Here is a 20,267-nt window from a genome sequence, read left to right as displayed (position 1 = left end):
TGGACCCGGGCTGATCACAGGTTTACAGCGGGGTACGTTCCAGCCATTTTTCCCACACGCCATCGTCACCGAACATCTGGATCGCAGTGTCGGTGACGCGCACTCGACGCACCATCGCCAACAGCAAGTCGGTGGCGCCGCCGCGCAGCGCCAGAGTGCCCTTGCCGTGCTCGTGCGACCAGGCGATCCCGGTTCCACAACGTCGGATCGTCCATTCCCCTGCCTTATCGAGACCGGGATCAGTGCAGTGCAGGTGCATGGTGGTGTCGCCGTCGAGAGGCGCTGCCGCGTCCCCACTTCCGGCCTGGATCGCGAGGCGCTCCAGCCATTCGCTGATCCCATCGGCCGCCGTCTCGGGTTGCAGCGCGAAATCACGCTTCAGTGCGATCGCGGCGTCGGCTCGATGTACCGCCACCTCGTGTAGCCGGCGTCGAACCCACCATTTCGCGGGGCGGGTCCCGAGGAAGGTCCACACCGGTGTATCACCGCCCGCCTGGTTGACGGCGTCGAGCAACCGCTGGGCACCGTCGTGCAACCAGGCGACCGTGCCATCGGGGTCCGGCGGTGGCTTGCCATCGTGAACGCTGCGTGGATCGAGGAAATGTTCAAGTCGATCGCCGACGATCTGGGCGGCCCAGCGATCCCCCCGGCCGACATGGCGGATCAGTTGGCCGAGCGTCCAGTCCGGACAGGTGGGCAGCGGCGTGGACTCATCAGCGTTGTGGATCACTTCCGAAAAGAGGCGGTTGTGCTCGACGAATAGCGCCGCGTGATCCACCTGCTCAGATTACCGTCGCGCCGGTGTGGTCGAGCCCGCCGGGACGGCGATGCCAGGGGTTTCCGGAAGCCGCGGGCCGGCTCAAAGCTGCAGGTCATGCTCTCGGATCAACGCGGTGGCCAGCACGCTTATCGCGGCGGTCGCAACCAGATATCCGCACGCGGCCCACGGCGTTCCCCCGCGGACCGCGATTAGTGCGGTCAGAATCATCGGTGTCACCCCGGACGCGTAGACGCCCGAGAGCTGGTAGACCAACGACAGCCCCGTGTAGCGGGTGCCCGTGGGATACAACGCCGAGTACAGCGTGCCCTGCGCTCCGTAGAAAATCGCGTGGACGACGCCGAACACCATGATCATCACCAGCCCGAACCAGACCAGGTTCTTGGTGCCGAACAAGGCGAATGCCGGAAAAGCTGCAACACCGTAGCCGGCTACGCCGATCAGATAGACCCGCCGCGCGCCGAAACGATCTGTCAGTGCCCCCGAAACGGGGAGCAGCAGCGCCATGAGCAGTGCGGCAACCGTCACCACCACCAGAACCGACACCCTATTCAGTCCCAACGCGCCGGTGGCGTAGCTGATGGCGAAGACGCCCCAGGTGTTGAACGCCGAGCCCTCGGCCCAGCGCGACAGCAGCCCGAGCACCGTGTTGCGCCTGCTGCGGGGTTCCCGAAGGATCTGCCGAATGGGCATGGAGGAGGCCACCTCGAGGTCGTGCAGCTGACGGAAGGCGGGCGTTTCTTCGACCCGCAACCGCACCACGACCCCGACGATGACCAGCCCGAGGCTCAGTAGGAACCCCAGACGCCAGCCATAAGCAAGGAAGGAATCCGGGCCTAGAACCAGCTGGAGGAACGCGAACACGCCCGTCCCAAGCGCGAGACCGAGCGCCAACCCCATCTGGGGAATCGCCCCGAAGCGGCCCCGCCGGTGAGCTGGGCTGTGTTCGACAGCCAGCAGCATCGCACCGGCCCACTCACCGCCGAGCGCGAAACCCTGCACCAAGCGCAGTGCCAGCAAGCCCACCGGTGCCCAGACCCCGACCTGGGCCGCGGTGGGCAAGGCCCCAATCAACGTGGTAGCGCCGCCCATGATCAGCATCGTCAGCGCCAGACTGCGTTTGCGGCCGACGCGGTCGCCGATATGCCCGAACACCAACCCGCCGATTGGCCGCATCACGAACCCGAGCGCGAATGTCGCGAACGCCAGCAGGGTGCCCACCAGGGAACTTTCGCCGGGAAAGAACACCCGGTTGAACACCAGACCGGCTGCGGTGGCGTAGAGGAAGAAGTCGTACCACTCCACGGTGGTGCCCAGCAAGCTTGCTACCACGACAATGCGCAGGCGCCGGGACTGCTGCCGTTGCGACTCACCCGCGCCGGTCGGGCGCACCGGTAGTGCTGTCGCCATCGGGGTCAGTGCGCGGCGGCGACCGCGAACGGAACCGCGGGTTCGGGTTCGGCCGCGGCGTTCGGCCGCTTCCAGAGGCCGCGGCGTTCTAGCAGCGGCAGCACGCCTTCGCCAAACCGGTAGGCCTCCTCCAGGTGCGGATATCCCGACAAGATGAAATGGGTGATGCCCAGGTTGGAGTACTCGACCAGCCGTTGGGCGACCTCGTCGTGCGACCCGACCAGGGCCGTGCCAGCCCCGCCTCGTACCAGTCCTACCCCGGCCCACAAGTTGGGCGCGACCACCAGCTCGCTGACGCTTCCGCCGTGCAACTCCAGCATCCGCCGCTGCCCTACCGATTCGCTGCGCGCCAGGCTGGCCTGCAGCCGTTCGACGTCGGCCGCATCGACACCGGCCAGCAGCCTGTCCGCCTCGCGCCACGCCTCCTCAGCGGTGTCGCGACTGATCACGTGGATCCGCAAGCCGTACTGGAGAACCCGGCCACTACCTGCGGCAAGCCCGCGAATCCAGTCCAGTTTCTCACCGACAGCGACCAACGGCTCGCCCCAGGTGAGGTAGACGTCGGCGTGCCTAGCCGCGACCGACCCGGCGGGTTCTGACGATCCGCCGAAGAAGACCGCCGGCACCGGGTCGGGCCGATTGGTCAGCTCGGCACCCTCGACGCGGATGTGATCGCCCGCGAAGGTCACCGGATCACTTGAAGCCCATAGTCGGCGGACGACCTGGAGGAATTCGGCGGTACGGGCGTACCGCGACTGCTTGTCCAGGAAATCCCCGTAGGCCTGTTGCTCATGCGACTCGCCACCGGTGACGACGTTGAGCAGCAGTCGTCCGCCTGAGTGCCGTTGGAAAGTCCCCGCCATCTGGGCGGCCAGGGTCGGGCTGGTCAGCCCCGGTCGGACCGCGACCAGAAACTTCAGCGTGTCGGTGTCCTCGATCAGCATCGCCGTGGTCAGCCAGGCGTCCTCGCACCACAATCCGGTGGGCGTCAATACCGCCTCGAAACCATTGGTTTCGGCGGCCGCACAAATCTGGCGCAGGTAACGCAGCGTCGCAGGCCGGTCCCCGGACATCGGCGTGCCATGGCCACCCGGGACCAGGTTCCGGGAATCGCCGTAGGTCGGCAGAAACCAGTGAAATGCCAGGCTCATATACCCTCCCGTTCCGCACCGCTTCTGGTGCTCTGTTTGCTACCGGGATGGTGCGCGAGGGCAGCGCAGCGCGTGAGGGTTGAAACCTGTGAGATTGATTTTATGGGTGCCCCATGGTTGCGAACTGTGATCGCCGTCACTCGCACGATGGCCGAGCCGGTAGCTGCGACCATCCGTCGGACAATCGGTTTCCCGCTGGATCCGCAGATCAGACAGGCCTTGCGACGACGCTAGCTATGTCTCCGTCATTTGCCCGGCGCCGAGCATCAACGTCACACCCAGCGGCTTCGCGCGGGCGGAGCCTCGGGTGCCACCCAGGCTTTTGCGTAACGGTTGCTGGAGGCCTTCTGGGGGTCGCGACTGCGGTAGACGACATAGGGACGCACCAGGTATCCGATCGGCGCGCTGAACATATGCACCAGCCGCGTGTAGGGCCAAATACTGAGCAGGGCAAGAACAATCAGCGCGTGTAATTGAAACGTCAACGGCGCTTGGGCCATCAAGTCCACCGACGGGTGCACCGAGAACAGGCTGCGGAACCACGGCGACACCGTGTCGCGATAGTTGTAGCGGGCGAACACGTTAGTCAAGGTGTTGAGCATGCCGGTCACCAAGGCGCCCACCAGAAGCAAATACATCAGTTTGTCGCTGCGGGTGGTGGCCTTTCGCACCGCAGACACCGTAATGCGCCGATAGAGCAGGATTCCGAGTCCGGTCACGACGGCAAAACCCGCAAGCGAGCCCATCGTGACAGCCATCAGATGGTAGGCAGACTCGGAGATGCCGACCGCCGCGGTCCAGGACTGCGGAATGAGCAGGCCCACGACGTGACCGCCGAAGACGCCAAGCAGGCCGAAGTGGAACAGCGGGCTTCCCAGCTGTAGCAGCCGGCTCTCGTAAATCTGCGAAGACCTTGTGGTCCAGCCGAACTGGTCGGTGCGGTAGCGCCAGATATGTCCCAGCACAAACGATGTGAACGCGACGTATGGCGCGGTCATCCACAGCAGGGTAGTCACCGGCGGCCCTCCGTGGTGAGCGGATCCAAGGCGAACGGTTCCAGGCCGACGTGCTCGTCGGGCGGTCCCTGTGCAGCCAGCTCGGCAATCCGACGGCGGTCCGCGGTACTGATCGGCGGTAGCGTCGCCAGCACCGCGGCCACCACCAGTGCGTGGGGAGAACCGTTGTCCAGTAGGGACAGTCGCAGCAGCTCCAGAACCGGAACATGTTCGCCCAACAACCGCTCGCCCTGCACATGATCGACGGTTGCGGCGAACTCGAGAACCAGCGGTAGGTAGTCGGGTAGTTCGCCATCGCCGATCTGCATCCCGGCCTGGCGGTAGGCGTGCTTGAACCGCAGCAGCGCCATGCCCCGCTTTCGGGTGTCCCCGTAGGCGTAGTACGTCAAGTGCAGGCTCGAACGACGACGCATGTCAAACGTTTCCACATAGCGCGCGGCGAGCTGTAGCGGATCCGCATCAAACACTGCGTCCAGGAATTCGATCAGCGGCGCGCCTACGGATTCGGGTAGTTCGGTAGCCGCGGCGTGGAGTTGATCGGTCATAGCAAGCGTCTGCGCGCCGGGATAGTCCAGCAGCAGCGCCGCGATCCGCCACACCAGGCGCTGGTCGCGCTGGGACAGACCGACTCCATAGTCGGACCGCCGGCGCGCCAAGGTCAGCATCTTCATCGCTCGCTCATCGCTCCCTCACTTCGAGGGCACTAGGCCATCGGTGCTCTTGCCATCCCAGTTGAACAGGTTGACCCGGACTGGCTTTTCTTCCGAGTTTTCTTCCGAGTTTTCTTCCGGGGCGGCGCCGTTGGTGTTGGTGAGATGGAACTTGTCTGCCATGGCGTCGAACGCCGTCATCCCTGGACCGCCGTCGGTGTCCAGGCTGCATCCGGTGGCCAGCGCATCCAGGCGATGAGCGTCCGATCCCGCACCATTGGGGATCACGTAACGGTCGGCGTACTTGGCGATGGCCAGCAACCGGTACATCGACTCGATCTCTTCCCCGCGCAGTCGCACCGATGCCGGGATGGTGTCGTCGAAGTCCTCTCCCAGGTTCGCCGCCCGCATGTACGACCGCATGGCGGCGAGCCGTTGCAGCGCAAGGCGAACCGGACCGGGGTCGCCAGCGGTGAACAACTCGGCCAGATACTCGATCGGGACGCGAAGAGCGTCGATAGCACCAAAAAGATTGTTCGAATTCTCACCGTCATGACCAGTCTCAGCCAGGATGTCGACGACCGGGGACAGCGGCGGGATGTACCAGACCATCGGCATCGTCCGGTATTCGGGGTGCAGCGGAAGCGCGAGCTGGTAATCGACGATGAGTCGGTACACCGGCGAATTCTGCGCGGCCTCGATCCATTCGCTCGAGATCCCCGCGCGCTCCGCCTCGGCAACGACCCGCGGGTCGTGCGGGTTGAGGAATACCCCGAGCTGGGCTGGATAGAGCTCCGTCTCGTCGGGCACCGACGCCGCCGCCGCCACTGCGTCAGCGTCGTAGAGCAGCACACCGATATAGCGCAACCGACCAACACAGGTCTCCGAGCACACCGTCGGAATGCCCACCTCCACCCGCGGGTAGCAGAACGTGCACTTTTCGGCTTTGCCGGTCTTGTGGTTGAAATAGATCTTCTTGTACGGGCATCCCGTAACACACTGCCGCCAACCGCGACACCGGTCCTGATCAACCAGCACGATGCCGTCCTCGCTGCGCTTGTAGATCGCGCCGGAAGGACACGACGCCGCACATGAGGGGTTGAGGCAGTGCTCACAAATGCGCGGCAGGTAGAACATAAAGGTCTGCTCGAACTCGAGTTTCACCTTGTCGGACACCTTGGCCAGGAGCGGATCGCGGCCAATCTGCTCCGGCCCGCCACCGAGGTCGTCATCCCAGTTCGCGCCCCAGGTCACCTTGGTGTCTTCGCCGGTGATCAGCGATTTGGGGCGCGCGACCGGTGTGGTGTCCATGGCCGGCGCGGACAGCAGGTTCTCGTAGTCGTAGGTCCACGGGTCGTAGTAGTCCGACACGGTGGGCAGGTCCGGGTTGGCGAAAATACTCAGCAGCCGCCGCAGTCTTGATCCCGACTTGAGCGTCAACTTGCCGCGTTTGTTGAGTTTCCAGCCGCCCTTCCACTTCTCCTGGTCTTGGTATCCGCGTGGATATCCCTGTCCCGGGCGGGTTTCCACATTGTTGAACCAGGCGTACTCCATCCCTCCGCGGTTGGTCCAAGCTTGCTTGCAGGTCACGCTGCAGGTGTGGCAGCCAATGCATTTGTCGAGGTTCATCACCATCGCGAGCTGAGCCATGACTTTCATCGTCAGTACTCCACTTCCTGTGAACGCCGTCTGATCGTGGTGACCTCGTCGCGCTGGTTCCCGGTGGGTCCGTGGTAGTTCAGGGCGAACGACTGCTGCGCGTAGCCCCCGATCAGGTGTGACGGTTTGATCATGATCCGGGTGAGCGCGTTGTGAATACCGCCACGCTTCCCGGTCTTTTCGGTGCGGGGCACATCGACCGCCTTGTCTTGCGCGTGGTACATGAACACCAGGCCTTCGGGCATCCGATGGCTGACGATCGCACGCGCGTTCACCACGCCGTTGCGGTTCGTGCATTCGATCCAGTCGTTGTCTTTGACGCCGATCTTCGCGGCATCCACATCCGACATCCAAATCGACTGCCCGCCACGGGAAAGGGTGAGCATGTACAAGTTGTCCTGATAGGCGGAATGGATGGACCACTTGGAGTGCGGGGTCAGATACCGCACCGTGATCGCGGCACCGTTGTCGCCGGCCTTGTGACCCACCACGGGCTCGTTGAACAATGCCGTCATGTCCAGCGGCGGACGGAAGATCGGCAATTGCTCGCCAAGTTCACCCATCCAGTCGTGATCAAGGTAGAAGTGCTGGCGTCCGGTCAGCGTGTGCCACGGCTTGAGTCGTTCGGTGTTGATCGTGAACGGTGCATACCGACGACCCCCGGTCTCCGAGCCGGACCATTCCGGTGATGTGTTCACCGGCACCGGCCGAGACTGCGTGTCTGCGAACGTGATACGGCGACCTTCGTTCTCCTTGGCGAGGTCGGCCAGCTCCGTGCCGGTGCGGCGCTGCAGCGCCTCGAACCCATCGACCGCTAAGCGCCCATTTGTTGTTCCGGACAGGGCCAGGATTGCCTCCGCCGCGTGGATGTCCTTGGCCAGCGACGGCCGCCCGATAGCCGAACCACTCACCACGGCACCGTTGACGCCCCGCAAGTACTCAACTTCGGCGTCCGGATGCGTCGTCACCCCCTTGGTGGTGAGTCCGACGGTTTCCACCATCGGCCCGAGTGCGGCCATCTTTTCCGCGATCGTCGCGTAATCCCGCTCAACGACAACGAGCCGTGGCATCGTCTTGCCGGGAATCGGCTCGCACTCACCAGCTTTCCAATCCAGCACCCGCCCGCCGGGCTGGGCGGTGGCGTCGGCGCTGTCGTGCTGCAGCGGGACCGCGACGATATCTTTTCGCTTGCCCAAGTGCTTTTCGGCCAGCCAGGAGAAGCCTCGCGCGATCCGGTGGAACGCCTCAAAGTCGGTCTTGGTCTCCCACGGCGGCGAGATCGCCGGTGAGAATGCGTGGACGAACGGGTGCATGTCGGTGCTGGACAGATCGTGCTTCTCGTACCACGTGGCAGCCGGCAACACGATGTCGGAATACAGTGTGGTGCTGGTATTGCGGAAGTCGAGCGACAACAGCAGGTCCAGCTTTCCGACCGGCGCCTCGTCTCGCCAACGCACATCGGTGGGACGCACGCCATCCTCGTCACGTGCGGCGACGTTGGAGTCGGTACCGAGCAGGTGTTTGAGGAAGTACTCGTTGCCCTTCGCCGACGAGCCGAGCAAGTTCGACCGCCACACCGTCAGGCAGCGGGGAAAATTCTCCGGCGCATCCGGGTCTTCGCACGCGAACGACAGATGGCCGGACTTCAGCCCGTCGACGACGTGTGCCGACGCGTCCTTGCCCAGCCGCGCGGCCTCGTCGACCAGATCCAGCGGATTGCGATTGAAGGTCGGATAGCTAGGCATCCAACCCATTCGGCTCGCCTGCGCGATGTTGTCGGCTGCCGTTCGGCCGGCAAATCGACCTTCGGCCAGCGGGGACGCCATCGCCTCGGAGGTGAACCCGTCGTAGCGCCACTGGTCGGTCGCCAGGTACCAGAACACCGTGCCTTGCATCTGGCGCGGCGGCCGCTGCCAGTCCAATCCGAAAGCCAGTGTCGACCAGCCTGTGATAGGTCGGCATTTCTCCTGGCCGACGTAATGCGCCCAGCCACCGCCGTTGACACCTTGACAGCCGGTGAGCATCACCAACGTCAGAAATGAGCGGTAGATCTGATCCGAGTGGTACCAGTGGTTGGTTCCCGCGCCCATCAGAATCATCGACCTGCCGCGTGAGCGTTCGGCATTGTCGGCGAATTCCCGCGCGATCCGTTCCGCCGCCTTGGCCGGCACGCCGGTGATGGGTTCCTGCCACGCCGGGGTGTATGGCTGCGTGGAGTCGTCGTAGCCCGAAGGCCAGTCGCCCGGCAGGCCTTCTCGGTGCACCCCGTACTGCGCCATGAGCAGATCGAAGACCGTTGTGACCCGTTGTCCACCAACGATCCTCGTTGGGACCCCGCGCGTCAGCACGCCGGGCCGATCACCGTCATAGCGAGGCAGTTGCACCGCGGCCACGTCGGTGTGGCTGCCGTGCAGCGAAAGCAGGGGGTCGGTGCCGTGCAGATCGAGGTTCCACTTTCCTTCGCCCGATGCCGTGAATCGGTGGCCCAACGAGCCGTTGGGCACCACGGGGTTGGCCTGCGCGTCGAGGAGCACCGTTTTGGATTGACTACCTTCGCTGGTGTCGCCGAGATCGGCTGCGGTGAGGAATTTCCCGGGCAGCCATTGCCCGTCGCGCTCGGTCAGCGTGACCAGAAACGGCAGATCCGTGTATCGCTTGACATAGTCGGAGAAGTAGGGGGTCGTCCGCTCGACGAAGAACTCCTTGAGGATGACGTGCCCCATCGACATCGCCAGCGCGGCATCGGTACCCGGATGCGCGGGAAGCCAGTCATCGGCAAACTTCGTGTTGTCGGCGTAGTCCGGCGAGACCACGACCACCTTCTGGCCGCGGTAGCGCGCCTCCGTCATATAGTGCGCATCGGGCGTGCGGGTGACCGGAACGTTGGAGCCCCACATGATCAGGTAGCCGGCGTCGAACCAGTCGGCCGACTCCGGTACATCGGTCTGGTCGCCGAAGACCTGTGGCGAGGCCACCGGAAGGTCGGCATACCAATCGTAGAACGACAGCATCGACCCGCCGAGTAGGGAAATGAATCGCGCCCCCACCGCATGACTGACCATCGACATCGCCGGTATCGGCGAGAAGCCGGCGACCCGATCGGGGCCGTACCGCTTAACGGTGTGCACGTGCGCCGCCGCGGCGATCTCCGCGGCCTCCCACCACTCGGCCCGAACAAATCCACCCTTGCCGCGCGCGGCCTTGTAGCGACTCGACTTCACCGGGTCGTCGACGATGTCCGCCCACGCCAGCACGGGATCTTCGAGCCGCTCCTTGGCTTCGCGGTAGTACTTGAGCAGGACATCGCGCACATACGGATAGCGCACCCGCGCCGGTGAATAGGTGTACCAGGAGAAGGAGGCACCGCGCGGGCAACCGCGCGGCTCGTACTCTGGTTTGTCGGCACCGACCGTCGGGTAGTCAGTCTGCTGGGACTCCCAGGTGATCACGCCGTCTTTGACGTAGATCTTCCACGAACACGAGCCGGTGCAGTTGACACCGTGTGTTGAGCGGACCACTTTGTCGTGCGCCCAGCGGTCCCGGTAAAAGTCGTCCGCCGACCGGCCACCGATCTTGTGCAGCGTTCGGTAGTCCGGGGAGATCTCGCCCTGATGAAAGTATTTGCCGAATCCGAGCAAGGTGTCGGCGGCGGTCTGGCGATTCTGGTTCAGATCAACCACGGCGCCTCCTCTCGAACAACGACTACCGCGCGGTCATTGACTGAGCGTAAGGGAGGTTTTCGGTCGAAAAGAACATCGCACCGACCCGCCCGCGTGGCTGTGCGATTGCTTTAACACCACGGTTATATTGCGTTGTCGAAGCCAGCCCGGGCTGTTGCCGTTTGGACCGAAAAGCCACTGCTAGAGCGATGGGGTTGGGCTCGTGGCACCCGCAACGAACCGCCCGATCGTCATGGTGCGGAATGAAGCATTTTTCTTGCTGTTAACACATTCTTTTTCGGCCTGGGCGCGGCTCGGCGACGCTGCCGGTTCGTCGTGGATTTGCGCTCGACCTGCGAAAACTCACAACCACGCACAAAACCGCATGCGGGGGGTGCGGGCCGGTGCGAGCAGTGGCCTCTTAGGGCCGTCCTAGTACCGCCGTGGCAACCGCGGATGCGACCACCAAGGAAACGTTGACCCCGTTGTCGACACCCTTTTCGAAGTCGTCACCGTTGACCGCCATCGTGTTGGTGATATGCGCCAGACAGACGACGTTGTGGCCAACCCGGGTGGCGAAGGCGTACAACGCCGCTGCCTCCATTTCGACGCAGGTGATTCCCCGCCTCTCGGCCTCTTTGATTGCCGCCGCGGTTTCCCGGTACGGCGCGTCGGTCGTCCACGAGCTTCCCGAGATTACCGGGATACCGTTGTCATCGAACGCATTTCGGAGTCCTTGCCGCAACCCCGGGGCGAGATAGCTCCATTCGCCGGGTGCGACGTAGTGCGCGCTTGTTCCCTCGTCGCGGAGCGCCCGCTCGATAAGGACGAAATACGGTGGTGTGTCGGTTCCGGAAATGCGGCCGGCGGAGGTGATGCTCACCACCAACGCCGCGTTGCAAGCGGCGAGCTGCTCGGCCACCAACACCGCAAACGGCGCGCCCACGGCCATCCCGACAACCCCGAGTTCAACTCCATTGGTCTGGGTGACCCACATGTCGGTGTGGTAGCAGGCCCAGCCCGAGTGGCGGTAGCCCGTCCCGGTGCGCGCCAGGTGGCGGACGATGTCGCCGTCGGGATCCAAAACGCAGACCTCGGGGACCGGAGTGTCCGGCAGGGCTTTCTGACGGCGGGATTCGCGCAGCAGGTTTACCGGGCGAAACACCGAAGGCGCATCGAACTCCTTTGGCGCAACCAGCGGATAGCCGTCTCGGCGATCGGTCATCCCATTGATGCCAGGGGCATCCGTCTCAATGGTCCAACCAGGCGTGTTCTTCGGCAACCTTCTCCTTGTGGAACGCGGCTCAGGGCGGGTAACACATCGCCGCGGGCGACCGGACGATCGGCGGTCGCGACCTGGCGGGCACGCTCCGCGATGAACCAGCGCTCGGGCGCGTCGTCGCCGAGACGGCGCGCGACGTCGTGGGTGGCAAGGTGGGCGGCCCGGGATTCGGTGCCGCTGCCATCGTGGATGGTTTTCCACTCGGCAGGGTCCCCACAACGGCGTCACCGATAGCCCACACGCTGTTGACCCTAGTGGACAGGGGGCACCGGTCCACAAGGATCCATCGTGGTTGCCATGGCTGAGCCTTGCGGCTGGTTGCCGACAGCTGCCGCGACAAAGTCGTACCGGCTTCATCGACCGCTAGATCCTGCGCACACCGGCGAACCAGGAGGCGCGGTGGCTCACGGCAGCTTTGCTGGGTCCACGGTGACGGACGCGCCGATGTCGGCAAGCGCCGAAAGAACCTCGGCCGATCGGGGAGTCGCCGTCGGGTCGACAATCCACTGGATCATGAGGCCATCGATAACTGCCATCAATACCGAGACAATGTTCGGCAGGCCGTCAGGCGAGCCCACATCCGTGCTGGCGAGGGCAGCGCGAGCCAGCTCGACTGAATGTTCACGCACGCTGGCATATCCGGCGGCGAGGCGTTCCCGGAGGAGCTCTGAACGCAGCGCCGGAGCGTATGACTCCAAGCACGCGTAGACGGCAGGACGGATCTGTTCGAACGAATCGACGGTGGCCTCGAGAACGGCACGGATCAGTTCGTGGGAACTGGTGGCCGCGGTCCTATCGAAGGCCTCCCGAACCCGTTGGTTCCAGCCGGAAAAGCACTGGCCGAGCGCGTCGTCAAGCAACGCGTCCTTGCCGCCGAAGTGGTAGTTGATGGACGCGACGTTCACGCCCGCCGCCCGCGCGATGTCGCGCGAGCTGGTGTTGCCGTAGCCGCGTTCCCGTAGGCAAACCAGCGCGCCGTCAAGCAGTTTGTCCCGGTTTGTCCGTGGCTCTTGCACACGCTCATCGTAGCGTGATAAACAAATGTTTCAAACATTCGTTTATCTACGGAGCGCTCATGACGATCAACCGGGAATCGGGGAGAGCTGCCCTGCCACCCGGGCCGCGGCTACCGCGCTACCTACAAAGCGTGCTGTACCTGAGGTTTCGGGAACGGTTTCTGCCCGCGATGCACCGCAGATACGGAGACGTGTTCACCCTGCAGGTACCGCCATATGCGGACAAGGTCGTGATCTATACCCGCCCCGAGCACATCAAAGAGATCTTCGCGGCCGACCCCAAGGTGCTGCACGCGGGCGAAGGCAACCACATTCTCGGCTTCGTCATGGGCGAGCACTCCGTGCTGACTACCGACGAAGACGAGCATGCGCGGTTGCGATCGCTGCTCATGCCGGCGTTCACTCGGGCCGCGCTACGCGGATATCGCGACATGATCAGCGCCGTCACGTGTGAGCACCTGGCACGATGGCCTGTCGGATCACAAATCAATGCCCTCGAGCGCATGAACGCACTCACCCTCGACATCATTCTGCGGGTGGTCTTCGGGGTCACTGACCCAAAAGTCAAGGCCGAGTTGACAAGCAGCGTGCAAGACATCATCAACATATCCCCCGTCATCTTCGCTGGGATTCCCTATCCTGCACTCAGGCGGGTGAACCCGTGGAAGGGCTTCGCCGACAACCAGCGCAGGATCGACGAGTTGCTCTACCGCGAAATCGGTTCGCGCCGTGGCGCTTCCGATCTAGCAGACCGCAGCGATGTGTTGTCGAGACTTCTGCAGGCAGACGACGTGTCCGCGACGGCATTGACCGATTCCGAGCTCCGCGACCAGCTCATCACCTTGCTGCTCGCCGGCCACGAGACAACCGCTGCCGCCCTGTCCTGGACCCTATGGGAACTTGCGCAGGACCAGGACATCCAAGCTCAGGTGGCCTCAGCCGCCATGAGTGGGGATAACGCGTTCCTGGAGGCTGTCCTCAAAGAAGGGATGCGCCTGCACACGGTCATCGCTTCTGCGTCCCGGAAAGTCGTCGCGCCCACGGAGATCGGCGGCTGGCGACTCCCGGTGGGAACGGTGATCAGCACCTCGATCCTGCTGGCCCATGCTCGCAAGGACTCCCACCCTTTGCCCACGGAGTTTCGGCCCAGCCGGTTCCTCGATAGCAGCGTGGCGCCCAACACCTGGCTCCCCTTCGGCGGCGGGGTGCGTCGATGCCTCGGTTTCGGATTCGCGCTCACGGAAGGCTCGGTCATACTGGAAGAAATCTTCCGCCGGTTCACCATCACCGCGTCGGAACCAGGAAAGGGCGAGAGTCCACGGGTGCGCAACATCACCAGCGTTCCCAAACATGGTGCAAACTTGCTGATTACCCCACGACATAAAACGGCGTTGGTCTGACGGCCCACTCGGCCGCGTGACACCGACGGGCTCCCTGCCGGCGAAGGCCCAACGTTGTGAGTTCGCGCTAGCGCCCTGATCGCCCCGCGCCCAGCCGCAGTACTCGCCAACCTGCGTTTTCCCATCGAGCGACGTCGAGGCAGTTACGGCCGTCAACAATGACGCGCGCCCGCACCCGGTCGGCTAGGTCAGCGGGCGTGAGGTCGATGAATTCCCGCCATTCGGTAAGCACCAGCACCGCGTCCGCACGCTCGCACGCCTCGGCGACCGAGACCGCGTAGTTCAACGTGGGGAACAGCCGGTTTGCATTGTCCAGGGCTTTCGGATCGTACACATTGACCGCGGCACCGTTGAGCTGTAGCTGACCCGCCACATTGAGCGCCGGCGAGTCGCGAACATCATCGGATTCTGGTTTGAACGCCGCGCCGAGCACGGCAATGTTGGCGCCCAGCAGCGAGCCACCACATGCGGTGGTGGCCAGTTCGACCATCCTTGTCCGCCTGCGCATGTTGATGCTGTCGACCTCGCGCAGGAATGTCAGCGCCTGGTTTGCTCCCAGTTCGCCCGCGCGGGCCATGAAGGCGCGGATGTCTTTGGGCAAGCAACCGCCGCCGAAACCCAAACCCGCGTTGAGGCATTGGCGTCCGATCCGCGGATCGTAACCGAGCGCATCAGCCAACAGACTGACGTCGGCACCGGCCGCCTCACACACCTCGGAGACGGCATTGATAAACGAAATCTTCGTGGCGAGAAAGGCGTTGGCGGATACCTTGACCAACTCTGCGGTCTGCAGGTCGGTCACCAGAAACGGCACACCGGACTCCAACAGCGGCCGGTACAGCTCGCGGACCGCTACCTCGGCGCACTCTGAGCCCTGTTGTACCCCAAGGACAATGCGGTCGGGTTCGAGGGTGTCATGCACCGCCAACCCCTCGCGAAGAAATTCCGGATTCCAGGCAACTTCGACGTCAACCCCCTTGGGCGCCAGCGCCGCAGCTCGGCGTCCCAAGTCCGCAGCGGTACCGACAGGAACCGTCGACTTGCCAACGAGGACCGCCGTCCTGGACAAGCGCGGCACTAGCGCATCGATGACCGCATGGACATGTCGCAGGTCGGCGCCGTACTCGCCCTTCTTTTGCGGGGTGCCAACCCCCAGGAAATGCACGTCGGCGAACTCGGCCGCCATGTCGTAGTCGGTGGTGAACCGCAGACGTCCAGCGGCGAGGTTTTCCGTCAAGAGCTCTCGCAAGCCGGGCTCGTAGAACGGGATGTCGCCGCCGGCGAGCTTGGCCACTTTACCTGGATCGATATCGACTCCGACGACTTCGTGCCCCAGCTGCGCCATTCCGACGGCATGGGTGGCACCCAGATAGCCGGTACCGAAGACGGTACATCGCATACCACCGTGTGTAGGTGGTCGCGATGAGCTCACTGCATCGCGACGCTGAGCGATAGGCGAACTGTAGGTGACAGCCTTCGGGCGACATGAACGGTGGGTAATACGCGGGTACCGTGCGGTAATCGCCGCACAAACCGATGCGTCACTGCAGCCGAGGCTAGGTCGACCTGATGAAATTCTGGTATGAGCGCGAGGGCGTGGGACCCCGCTGGCCCTGGTATTTCGAGCCCACCCCGCTGCTGCCGTACGGATGCTCGGAGGGGCTGGTCAGTTTCAGGATGCACAGCTGGCCGATCTTCATGCCTGGCCATAATGCGATCGGCAGGTTGGCAACATTGGATAGCTCCAGGGTGATATGGCCGCTGAAGCCGGGATCGATGAAACCCGCGGTCGAGTGCGTGAGCAGTCCCAGCCGGCCCAGGGACGATTTGCCTTCCAGCCGACCTGCCAGGTCGTCGGGCAAGGTAAAGAGCTCCAGCGTGGACCCGAGCACGAACTCGCCGGGGTGTAGGACAAACGGTTCACCCTTGGCCGGCTCCACCAGGCTGGTCAACTCATCCTGCTGCTGCGAGGGGTCGATGTGGGTGTAGCGGGTGTTGTTGAATACCCGGAACATGCAATCGAGCCGGACGTCGACGCTGGAAGGCTGGATCAGGGAGTCGTCGAACGGGTCGATGCCCACCCGCCCCGCCGATATTTCGGCCCGAAGATCGCGATCGGAGAGCAGCACCCGACGAGCCTAGCTGCCGCCGGTCCGCTGGCTCAGCGCACGTAGACTTCCCGACCCGTCGGGTATCCGCCTCCGGTAGTGGTGACGTGGACGTGGTCATAGTGGCCGGCTCCGGTCCGGTGCGCGCCCTGGGGCGTGTAGTAAACACCTCGCCAGATCGCGTCCTGCATCCCGAATCGCGCCGCGTTCTTCAGCACGAATGCGACGATCGCATCTCCGAGCGCGATCCCCTCCGCGCTGCCGGGATTAGGAATCATCACATCAAGCGCCAAACCGTTCGGATGCCACGGAAGCGGATCCGGTCGAACCCCGCCGATCTGATGAATCTGCGGGAATTCATCGCTGATGCTCCGCGCAGCCAAGATGGTTCTGATCTGCAGACCCCGCTCCGGTGCGACTCCAGCCGGCAAGAAGCGCGACCGCGTGTGAAGTCGGGATGCGGCCGTCAGCCGGCCGGTGATCACACCCTCGCCATCGCCACCGGCGATATCCGGCGAGAAACCCGGTACTGCCGCCACGATCTCTAAGCAGCAGGCTCCAGCGTCGTCGGCCGGCTTGACCTCCTCGCGGTCGGCGACCGGATACACGTCGGCTCCGGCGGCGAGAAGCACGGCGGCAGCACCGAGCACCGACCCCAGCAATACCGACCCCCGGCGCCCCCTGCGTCGGTCCTTGGTCAATTCATGTCGGCCCACGGCAAGCAGATTACGACACGATAACGAAAGAATAAAGAATCAGCCTTCCGCCCAAGCGGTCGACCAGCGTCAAGGCCGCAAGTCGGACCCCATCCGTGTTGGACCATCACTTTCGATAGTCAACCGCTGCGGTCCGGGCGTCATCTGCTTGAATGCCTTCAGTTTGTCTGCGGTGCCCGGCGTGAAGAGCAGCGGTCAAGGGGTTGAAATGCGCGAAATCACAACGCACGTCTCCTTCGACATGCGGGCACCCGAATGGGGCACACCGCGAGCGGAACTCTATCGCGCCGCACTGGAAATGGCGGAGTTCGCTGACGAGATTGGGATCGATTTCATCGGCCTGATGGAGCACCACGGCTCCGACGACGGCTACCTGCCGCAGCCCTTCACGCTGGCAGGCGGTGTGGCGGCGGTCACGAAGAAAGCCCGAGTGTTGCTGTGTGCGGTAGTTCTGCCGCTGCATGATCCGATTACTATCGCCGAACACATCGCGGTCTCCGACCTCATGTCGAATGGTCGGATCTCTGTCGTTGTGGGCGCCGGATATGTGCCCACCGAATTCGCGATGTTCGGCAAGTCGCTCAAGGACCGGGCAAAGCTAATGGATCGCGGGATCGAGACCATCCTGCGTGCACTCCGGGGCGAGAGATTCGAATTCGACGGGCGGCCGGTCTATGTTCGCCCGCTGCCGCTGCAAGAGCCCGAGGATATTGTGATGGTTGGTGGCGGGGTGGTGGCCGCGGCGAAGCGCGCCGCGCATTTTGATATCGGTTTCCTGCCAATGAATCCCGAGCTGGTCGACGTCTATCTCGACGAATGCCGCGCGCTCGACCGGCGGCCCAGGCAGTACTACCGGGCGGGATTGCCGCTCAGCATCCACCTTTGCGAGGATCCCGATGCGGGCTGGGCCGCGATTGAGAAGCACGCCGTCCACGTCATGACCGAATATGCGAAATGGGCCGAGCAGGAAGGCCAGGAAAACGGAGCATCGGCCTCGCCCTTTCATGGGCTGGCGGATCCCCAGATCCTGCGCCAATCGGGTCTTTTTGCGGCGTGGACGCCGGACCAGCTGATCGAGAAGCTGGCTTCACTTCCCGACCGTGGCGGATTCTCATTTCAGCCGCTGCTGGGCGGCCTGTCGCCCCAGGAAGGCTGGAAGAGCCTGGAGCTTCTGAAAAGCACCATGCCGCGGCTCAAAGAGGCGATCGGGGACTCCCCCGGGGATGCGGCCGAAATGGTATGAGGAGGCTGACGCGGCAGCGGTCGATACGCTGGCCACCAGACGTTAGTTGGCTGTTGGTGGTGGGTGCGGCTGGAACGGTTGGTACCACCACCAGTTGGCGCGTTCGCCCATAGGTCCAGGACAAGGCGGGACCGCGGGCGGGGGTTTCGTCGGTGGGCGCGCCAGCGATCCCGCGCTGAGGGGTCGATCGGCGCGATCGGTGACGGTGATGTTGGGTGCGGGTCCGGTGATGGTGATGCTGCCGCGGTGATGTAGCCGGTGGTGATAGGGGCAGACCAGCACCAAGTTGGCCAACTCGGTGGGGCCGCCATCTTCCCAATGCTGAATGTGGTGTGCATGCAAACCGCGGGTGGCGCCGCAGCCGGGTACCGCGCAGCTGCGGTGGCGGTGCTCAAGCACACGGCGAAGCCGGCGGTTGATCTGACGACTCGCACGGCTCGAGCCGATGACCTCACCGTCACGTTCGAACCAGGCTTCGTAGGTGGCATCGCACATCAGGTAGCGGCGCTCAGACTCCGACAGCACCGGGCCCAAGTGCAGCGCCGCCGCACGCTGGTGCACGTCGAGATGCATCACCACGGTGGTGTGCTGCCCGTGTGGGCGGCGGGCGACTTCGGCGTCCCATCCGGCCTCGACCAGCCGCAGAAACGCCTCAACGGTGCCCGGCAACGGCGGCACCTGATCCGATACGCGGTCCCCAGTGTCGTGATCGCGTTTCCACTCGGCGATCAGCGCATCACGATGCGAGGCCAATGCTGCATCGAACTTCGCCGCGTCCGGATGGGCAAGTCTGATCCGCCAGCAGGTGAACTCCTCGTCACTGCTGGTGGTGATCGACGGCTGCGGTTCGGGTCGAGAATCGGGTTCGGGTCGCGGTTCGAGCTTTAGCGCGGTGCGCAGCTGGTTGACCGTGGCACAGCCGGCCAACTGCGCGTAGTGCTCATCGGATCCCTCGGGTGCGCGCCCGGCGATGACACCGACCTGATCCAGCGACAGCCGGCCCTCGCGCATGCCTTGGGCGCAGCGGGGAAACGCCGGCAGCCGTTTGGCGACGGTGGTGATGGTGTGAGCGGTTGCCGAGGAGGTGCCGGTCTTCCAGGCCACCAACGCTGCCACGGACCGCGCGCCGGTGGCACCGCACAGCTCGTCGCGGTCGAGTTCGGCGACGATCTCCACGATGCGCGAATCAATCGCGTTGCGCTGACCGGTCAACTCCGCCAGCTCGTCGAACAGCACCTCCAGGCGCTGGTCAAGGGGCATGACAGCGGCGCCAGACGATGCGGTCGAGGACATACCTGCATCATCGCAGCCGCCTACGACAACTTCCGGCGGCCGACTAGGTTTCGACTAAACGAGTAGTCGCGACGGCACCGGTTCGCTGGTATCGGAGGTGTGTCGGAGCGCGGCTTCGATTCCGGCGGCGACTCCGGCGGCTGCGGTCTCCACGGACATGCTGGGTACGCCGAGGTTGCGGTCCAGAGCGGCCACGCTGGGCAAGCACGGCAGGTGAATCCAGCCGGCGCGGATGGGCAAGCTTTTCTGGGTGAGGTGGTGCAGCACCCCATACATAAGGTGATTGCACACGAAAGTGCCCGCGGCGTCGGAGACGTCAGCAGGTATGCCGGCCTTGCGCATGGCCAGGACCATGCGGTGAACGGGCACGGTCGCGTAGTAGGCGGCGGGGCCCTCGGGATCCGTGGGCTCACCGACCAGAACCGTGCCGTCACCGTCGGCGAGGCCATAGCGCCCGCAATCGTTGATGTTTTGCGCCAGCCTCTCGACGGTGACCATCGCACGGCCGGTGTATTCGCCCAGCATGATCACCAACTCCGGATCAATGTCCGCGATGGCCTGTTGAGCAGCATCGATCGACCCAAAGTAGGTATTGGGCACGATCCGCGCGACGACGGTCGCACCGGCGATCGTGCGACCATCCAGCGCCTCGGCAACGAATTGCGCCGGATTGTCCGGTGTCACGCCATACGGTCCGAATCCGGTGACCAGAACCTTTGACATGCTGCTCCCTTCTACGCGGATGAACCCTCGGTCGTGGGTATCACCCCGGAGTCCTCCAAACATCGCGACTCGCTTTTCGTCGATTCTGGGGCCCCGGGCCAGGTCGTGTCACCGCATTCGTCGTTCAGGCGCCACAATGTTCAAACACCGTTGTTCAAGCACC

General features: G+C 64.1%; 16 protein-coding genes. 2 read left to right on the top strand and 14 right to left on the bottom strand.

Annotated features, from left to right (window positions below):
- Positions 1-22: 22 nt before the first annotated feature.
- The 9 genes from F6B93_RS02355 to F6B93_RS02315 all read right to left on the bottom strand — a co-directional run bounded on the left by F6B93_RS02355 (position 23) and on the right by F6B93_RS02315 (position 12,621).
- Entirely contained in the window at positions 23-778 is a 756-nt protein-coding gene (locus tag F6B93_RS02355) for a maleylpyruvate isomerase family mycothiol-dependent enzyme (protein ID WP_211697557.1), read from the bottom strand.
- A gap of 81 nt (positions 779-859) precedes the next feature.
- Complete coding sequence (locus F6B93_RS02350; protein ID WP_211697556.1) at positions 860-2,188, bottom strand: MFS transporter; 1,329 nt, start codon at positions 2,186-2,188, stop codon at positions 860-862.
- A gap of 5 nt (positions 2,189-2,193) precedes the next feature.
- Entirely contained in the window at positions 2,194-3,339 is a 1,146-nt protein-coding gene (locus F6B93_RS02345) for an LLM class flavin-dependent oxidoreductase (RefSeq protein ID WP_211697555.1), read from the bottom strand.
- 272 nt (positions 3,340-3,611) lie between these two features.
- A complete protein-coding gene (gene narI / locus F6B93_RS02340) occupies positions 3,612-4,355 on the bottom strand; it encodes a respiratory nitrate reductase subunit gamma (RefSeq protein WP_211697554.1) in 744 nt (247 codons plus the stop codon).
- Complete coding sequence (gene narJ, locus F6B93_RS02335) at positions 4,352-5,026, bottom strand: nitrate reductase molybdenum cofactor assembly chaperone (protein ID WP_211697553.1); 675 nt, start codon at positions 5,024-5,026, stop codon at positions 4,352-4,354. Before narJ ends, narI begins: the two co-directional genes overlap by 4 nt.
- Positions 5,027-5,044: 18 nt before the next feature.
- The gene (gene narH / locus F6B93_RS02330) at positions 5,045-6,664 is read right to left on the bottom strand and encodes a nitrate reductase subunit beta (protein WP_246540974.1); all 1,620 of its coding nucleotides are present in this window, start codon (positions 6,662-6,664) and stop codon (positions 5,045-5,047) included.
- Between the two features lie 2 nt (positions 6,665-6,666).
- The gene (locus F6B93_RS02325) at positions 6,667-10,344 is read right to left on the bottom strand and encodes a nitrate reductase subunit alpha (RefSeq protein ID WP_211697552.1); all 3,678 of its coding nucleotides are present in this window, start codon (positions 10,342-10,344) and stop codon (positions 6,667-6,669) included.
- Positions 10,345-10,744: 400 nt separating this feature from the next.
- Positions 10,745-11,548: a nucleoside phosphorylase gene (locus F6B93_RS02320; protein WP_211697551.1), complete on the bottom strand. Its 804-nt coding sequence runs from the start codon at positions 11,546-11,548 to the stop codon at positions 10,745-10,747.
- A 461-nt stretch (positions 11,549-12,009) separates the two neighbouring features.
- Positions 12,010-12,621 (bottom strand): TetR/AcrR family transcriptional regulator, encoded by a 612-nt coding sequence (locus F6B93_RS02315; protein ID WP_211697550.1) that lies wholly within the window; start codon positions 12,619-12,621, stop codon positions 12,010-12,012.
- A gap of 59 nt (positions 12,622-12,680) precedes the next feature.
- Between F6B93_RS02315 and F6B93_RS02310 the strand changes: the two genes are divergently transcribed.
- On the top strand, positions 12,681-14,021 hold the full coding sequence (locus F6B93_RS02310) for a cytochrome P450 (RefSeq protein ID WP_211697549.1): 1,341 nt from the start codon (positions 12,681-12,683) through the stop codon (positions 14,019-14,021).
- 67 nt (positions 14,022-14,088) lie between these two features.
- Here the strand turns inward: F6B93_RS02310 and F6B93_RS02305 are convergent, their stop codons facing one another.
- From F6B93_RS02305 to F6B93_RS02295, 3 genes are all read right to left on the bottom strand, one after another.
- The gene (locus F6B93_RS02305) at positions 14,089-15,420 is read right to left on the bottom strand and encodes a UDP-glucose dehydrogenase family protein (RefSeq protein ID WP_211697548.1); all 1,332 of its coding nucleotides are present in this window, start codon (positions 15,418-15,420) and stop codon (positions 14,089-14,091) included.
- A 157-nt stretch (positions 15,421-15,577) separates the two neighbouring features.
- Positions 15,578-16,150, bottom strand: a complete 573-nt coding sequence (gene dcd, locus F6B93_RS02300) for a dCTP deaminase (protein ID WP_211697547.1) — start codon at positions 16,148-16,150, stop codon at positions 15,578-15,580.
- A 32-nt stretch (positions 16,151-16,182) separates the two neighbouring features.
- Positions 16,183-16,845: a VldE C-terminal domain-containing protein gene (locus tag F6B93_RS02295; RefSeq protein ID WP_211697546.1), complete on the bottom strand. Its 663-nt coding sequence runs from the start codon at positions 16,843-16,845 to the stop codon at positions 16,183-16,185.
- A gap of 172 nt (positions 16,846-17,017) precedes the next feature.
- Between F6B93_RS02295 and F6B93_RS02290 the strand changes: the two genes are divergently transcribed.
- Positions 17,018-18,088: an LLM class flavin-dependent oxidoreductase gene (locus tag F6B93_RS02290; protein ID WP_246540973.1), complete on the top strand. Its 1,071-nt coding sequence runs from the start codon at positions 17,018-17,020 to the stop codon at positions 18,086-18,088.
- A 42-nt stretch (positions 18,089-18,130) separates the two neighbouring features.
- Here the strand turns inward: F6B93_RS02290 and F6B93_RS02285 are convergent, their stop codons facing one another.
- Together F6B93_RS02285 and pcp are read right to left on the bottom strand one after the other, a co-directional pair.
- On the bottom strand, positions 18,131-19,381 hold the full coding sequence (locus F6B93_RS02285; RefSeq protein ID WP_211697545.1) for an HNH endonuclease signature motif containing protein: 1,251 nt from the start codon (positions 19,379-19,381) through the stop codon (positions 18,131-18,133).
- Positions 19,382-19,435: 54 nt separating this feature from the next.
- A complete protein-coding gene (gene pcp / locus F6B93_RS02280) occupies positions 19,436-20,104 on the bottom strand; it encodes a pyroglutamyl-peptidase I (RefSeq protein ID WP_211697544.1) in 669 nt (222 codons plus the stop codon).
- Positions 20,105-20,267: the final 163 nt, after the last annotated feature.

This window comes from Mycobacterium spongiae, from assembly GCF_018278905.1.
GTDB classification, from domain to species: Bacteria; Actinomycetota; Actinomycetes; order Mycobacteriales; family Mycobacteriaceae; genus Mycobacterium; species Mycobacterium spongiae.
Note: the sequence above shows the minus strand (reverse complement) of the source record. Positions and strands in the feature narration are given on the sequence as shown.